Source organism: Enterococcus sp. DIV0436a, from assembly GCF_051711605.1.
Lineage (GTDB): Bacteria > Bacillota > Bacilli > Lactobacillales > Enterococcaceae > Enterococcus_B > Enterococcus_B faecium.
In genome coordinates this window covers 1-3,656 of the sequence record NZ_JBIONA010000006.1, presented here as the reverse complement: position 1 = coordinate 3,656, position 3,656 = coordinate 1, and the positions used below count along the sequence as shown (strand labels likewise).

The window sequence follows — 3,656 nt, the reverse complement described above, 5'->3', positions numbered from 1 at the left end:
TATATTTGCTAGCCAAATACCTACGTATTTGGTGCAAATAACCGCTTGTCAAAGGGGCGCAAGCTCCCCCTTGAATCCCCCCTCAAAACCCACGCTCCACAATATAAAAAAAGGCTAGCAAATGCTAGCCACTTTTTGTAAAGTTTCGCTTGTTTCACCTTCGGTGAAATTGTTGCTTTGCAACGATTAGGTAGAGCTACATTTTTTTCGTTGTTCAAATATTCTTACGCCATTTACTATTAAAATCGCAGGTATTCCAAAGTAAAGGAAGAATTGATTAGCAGGCAATACAAAATATAAAATAATGCCAGCAATAACAGCTAAAATTACAGCAATTTTTGTTAATTTCATAAAGTATTCCTCCTAGTTTAAAGTTTTAATTATTTTATAACATAATTTTGGTTAGAACTATAATTATAGGTAGTTGTATTACTGAAATGAGCAATATAATTTAATTGAACACCTTTTCCTCTTCTAGCAGCTGTAACAAATACATTATTAGCACTAACTGCTGATCCGAAAACTAATGATATAATTCCAGGTGTTAATCCAGATAATCCAATAAAGTTTGCAATAGCTGAGACGGTATTAAGTTTATTGGTTTGGCGAGCTATTTGTTTGCATTTAGAAGGACTTACATAATAACTCATTTTGTAACATCTATAACCAGCATGATTATGTTTGTAAGAAGAGCTTGCAGCTTCAACATTAGCAGTATTTGTTAATAAGACAGTACATGTAGTACTAAAAATCAAAGAGAAACTAGCAATAATAGCAATAATTTTTTTCTTGTTCTTGCAAATCATAAAAAATCACCTCTAAATAAAAAATATTAGAGAAAACGTTTTCTTTATATATTTAGAATAATCAGAAAATTTAATGTTGTCAAGAGGGTTTATTTTATAAAAGCTGTTATTTTAAAGGCTAGTAGACATAATGTATAGTATGCCAAGTAGTGCCTCTACCAATGGATAGAGACGCTCACTTTGTGATTTTTAATTGGTCTAGCTAAAAGCGACTTTCTAAAGCTTGATTTTTCGCGGTTATCTATATCTAATTCTTTGTGCATTTTTATCTGTCATTTTTTAAAGACTTGTTATTTTTGAGAGGATTTGATATGCTTTTTTTGTCCTTCTCTAGTTCTTCATTTTGTAATATTTTTATGTTGATGAATAGGATAATCTCATTTTGGGCTGCTCGTTAGAGCAGTCTTTTTTTGTTTTCCATAAATAATTTCTCTTTTTACTTCCACAGTTTCCACCACTTTTTTTCAATAGGTGGTGGTGTATCGTTTATTATTTCTTCAGTAACAGTAGTTGATTCATTTTCCAAAGTTTTTTCCGTATAAGTCAATTGTAGTTGTTCCTGCAGTTTTTCAATTTGTTGGTTAGCTTGTAGGGCGAGTTGTTGTTGTTGGTCGAGTAACTTTTGCATTTGTTTTATTTGAGTATCTTTTTCTTGGAGCTGTATATCTTTTTGATTTAACTGTTTTTCTAGGAAAGAAAGGAGTTTTAATTCGGAAACTTGGTTGGTGTTTTTATGGTTTTCGATTTTTGATTTTTCGCCAACTAGTTGTTGATTTGAGTTTGCGTTATTGGTGAAAAACATTGATTTTATAGCTTTTTGTCCGGTTTCGTTAATCACAAACTTGTTTCCGATTTTTGCAAACCAAAGTTTTCGATTTTTGTCAGAAACTTTTTTGTTAATTGCTGTTTTACTAACTCCTAATTCTTCCGCAAGTTCTTTGATTGTTTTATCTGCCATAAATACTCCTTATATTTAATCGAATAAGTTTTGTAAATTCCCTATTAAATCTTGTTTGAGCTCCTTTGAAAGTTCTCGTTTTTCTGTCTCTTCTTTTTCAGTTTGTTGTTGCTTTTTAAAGTCAGCTTCATGAGTACCTAACGGAAGTTTTAATATTCGATCTTTAGCGCGCCATTTTTCTTCTTGTGTTAATTCTCCATTATGTTCAATATTAAATAATTTTATACGTAAATCTTCTTGTTTTCCTTTTGAAAAATCGTCAGCATGGTTAATTTCAGCTTTCCAAGTAAAACGATAACCAATAACGGGTTTACCTCGACCTTTACCATATTTTTTACGAATAGTTAATCCTTTGAATAATGGGGTGAGTTCTTCCTTAATAGGCTTTAGAACTGTACGATCAATTTCTCCTAAATTTTTTTGATAGCTTTTAGGTATATCCATTAATTCAAAAAAAGTTTCTTTAGAAAATTCAGCCCATCCTTGTGTTCGGTATTGTTTTAATAAGCGAAATGCGGTTTTAGCATACCCACTTTTTAAATTACGAAACTCTTCCAAAGAGTAACGTACCCAAGTATCTAGGTTATTTAATAGTGGTAATGCCATTTCATGAACTTGAACATCTACATAAGGTTCTTCTGTGTCTCCTACGATTCTAAAACGTGTGAACATCACAAACATTTCACGATTGAGTCCATTTTTAGAAATCTTGCTAAAGGCTAATCCTAATAATTTTTGATAAGTTGATTGAATGTCATCTAAGAATCTTTTATTGGCAGTAGGTTTATAATCGCTTAGTTCCTTAAGTTGATCAAAAGAGAAACGAACAATTTGATCATTTTTATCTCTCATCCTTGAAATAATAGAAAAAAATAAATTCATTTCTACAGGAGAAAACTGTTTAAGTGGAATTGTATTTAATTCAGCATCATATTTTATTAATTCATTAGCCATAATTTCACCTCAAATACTAGATTAATATAATTTATGGTGTTTTTCAATGTAATACATAAATATAAATACATACAAACAGACAATTCTCCATATATAAACAGACAATTCTCCATATATAAACAGACAATTCTCCATATATAAACAGACAATTCTCCATATATAAAACTATGAATCCCTTGGGGGAGTAAGGTCACAGCCGAAGGTAAAGAGGTTTAAAAAGAGGTTTAAAAAGAGATTATAAAAGAGGGGGACAAAATTTCCCGCCTAAAAACAACTTCTTTTTTTACCAATAGGTTCGCGCATTTTTCAAAACAGACAATTCAAAACATTGCTCCCTACGGTCGCTAAAAAGGTGTGATCGCTCTGCACTCACATTATACTGCGCAGTCGCCTCCAGCTCCTTTGCTAAAAACGTTGTTCAAGAAGGTCTTTGTAAGGCTCTAAAAGCTTGTTTTAGCCGTTTTAAGACAGTTTTAGGAAAATCCCTTATCTTGTTCTTAAAGCGCCTTGCAGGCGGTCAGGGCAAGCCCTAACAACCCTAAAATTGTCTGAATGCCCTCTAAAATTCGATTTAAGTACTCTTAAACCTATTCTTATATATTTATATACTTAGACGTTTGAAACGTCTTAAAACGCAAATTAGAGCTTGATAAAGATATTTGCTCGTGTGCCTAGATTTTTAAAAAAGTCGGCACACGCCATGACAAAGCTGAAATAAACTGCTTCAGCTTTGTCATGGCGGATTCGCTCACTTGAAAAAGTGTTCATTTCGCTCGATTATTAGCATATATTTTTTAGCTTTTTTGCTAGCCAAATTTTGCATTAGTTCGCTCATAAGTCCCACCCTTTCAGTACGTCCGAGGGACGTATCGTTCGTAATGTGAGAGTGCCTATAAGGTCACTCTCTACAAAACTCACTAAAAGGGTTTGGCAAGCTC

Annotated in this window: 4 protein-coding genes; all 4 read right to left on the bottom strand. The window is 32.4% G+C overall.

The features are described 5' to 3' along the window. Positions 1-186 precede the first annotated feature (186 nt). Positions 187-351, bottom strand: coding sequence for a hypothetical protein (locus tag IGL15_RS14360; protein WP_002337996.1), 165 nt, complete (start codon positions 349-351; stop codon positions 187-189). Positions 352-380: 29 nt separating this feature from the next. After that, entirely contained in the window at positions 381-806 is a 426-nt protein-coding gene (gene bacA, locus IGL15_RS14355; RefSeq protein ID WP_104765627.1) for a bacteriocin 51 precursor BacA, read from the bottom strand. A 436-nt stretch (positions 807-1,242) separates the two neighbouring features. Then, positions 1,243-1,764, bottom strand: coding sequence for a DUF536 domain-containing protein (locus IGL15_RS14350; RefSeq protein WP_010729200.1), 522 nt, complete (start codon positions 1,762-1,764; stop codon positions 1,243-1,245). Between the two features lie 15 nt (positions 1,765-1,779). Next, positions 1,780-2,718, bottom strand: a complete 939-nt coding sequence (locus IGL15_RS14345) for a replication initiation protein (RefSeq protein WP_096638089.1) — start codon at positions 2,716-2,718, stop codon at positions 1,780-1,782. Positions 2,719-3,656: the final 938 nt, after the last annotated feature.

What these genes read in the sequence shown, in the direction of transcription:
- IGL15_RS14360 (WP_002337996.1), bottom strand. Translation starts at nt 351, where the DNA reads ATGAAATTAACAAAAATTGCTGTAATTTTAGCTGTTATTGCTGGCATT.
- IGL15_RS14345 (WP_096638089.1), bottom strand. Translation starts at nt 2,718, where the DNA reads ATGGCTAATGAATTAATAAAATATGATGCTGAATTAAATACAATTCCA.
- bacA (WP_104765627.1), bottom strand. Translation starts at nt 806, where the DNA reads ATGATTTGCAAGAACAAGAAAAAAATTATTGCTATTATTGCTAGTTTC.
- IGL15_RS14350 (WP_010729200.1), bottom strand. Translation starts at nt 1,764, where the DNA reads ATGGCAGATAAAACAATCAAAGAACTTGCGGAAGAATTAGGAGTTAGT.